The organism is Streptomyces milbemycinicus, from assembly GCF_002154605.1.
Classification (GTDB): Bacteria; Actinomycetota; Actinomycetes; order Streptomycetales; family Streptomycetaceae; genus Streptomyces; species Streptomyces milbemycinicus.
The window spans coordinates 1-945 of the sequence record NZ_MUNE01001240.1; the positions used below are offsets into that span (position 1 = coordinate 1).

Sequence of the window (945 nt, forward strand, 5' to 3'; positions counted from 1 at the left end):
TGCGGCGGCTGTGGCGCGCCGCGCGGCTCGCCCTTGCCGCGTACGCCGCCTCGTTCGTCTTCGGGCTCTGCGGCGGCAGGGAGGCCCTTGCCGCCACCGCCGGTGAGCCGGGCTGCTTTCCGTACGCCCTGGTGCCCGCGGCCGCCGCCGCGCTCGCCCTCGGGCTGACCGCCGCCGCCCTGGAAGGCGGTGTACTGGTGACGGCCGAGGGCCGCTCGCCCCGCGCCGCCTGGCGCGGCCGGGTGCTGTGCTCGCTCATACCCCACCTGGTGCACGGCCTGGCCGGGCTGACCATGGCGGTGCTGTGGCGCAGCCCGTACGGGCCGCCCGCCGCGCTTCTCGTGCTGCCGCCGATATACGTCTGCGCCCGCGTCTTCGCGCTGTGCCACCGCGAACGCGCCGCCCATCAGGCCACCGTCCGTGCCCTCGTCCAGGCCGTCGACATCAAGGACCGGTACACCCGCGGCCACAGCGAGCGGGTCGGCCGCGCCTCCGCCATGATCGCCCGCGAGCTGGGGATGAACGGGGCCCGGCTCGAGGCGCTGCGCATCGCGGGCCTCCTGCATGACGTGGGCAAGCTCGGCGTCCCCACCCGGCTGCTGCGTAAAAACGGTCCGCTGACCCCCGAGGAACGCCGCGCCATCGAGCTCCACCCCGAGTACGGGCACGAGATGGTGCGCGGCATCGGCTTCCTGGGGGAGGCGCGGGAGGCCGTTCTCCACCACCACGAGCGGCTGGACGGGAGCGGCTATCCCTATGGGCTCGCGGGAGCGGACATTCCGGAGGCGGCGAGGGTGGTGGCGGTCGCGGACGCCTTCGACGCGATGACCTCGACCCGGACCTACCGGCGGGCCCGGCCGGTGCCCGCGGCGGTGGAAGAGCTCAAACGGTGCGCGGGGGCGCAGTTCGACCCACGGATGGTGGTCGCCCTGGCCCGCGCCCTGG

The 945-nt window shown here is 75.2% G+C and carries 1 protein-coding gene; it reads left to right on the forward strand.

Annotated elements, in window-relative coordinates; genetic code table 11:
• Positions 1-945, forward strand: a 945-nt coding sequence (locus CCN51_RS52365) for an HD-GYP domain-containing protein (RefSeq protein ID WP_143676260.1), incomplete at both ends; no start/stop codon positions are given.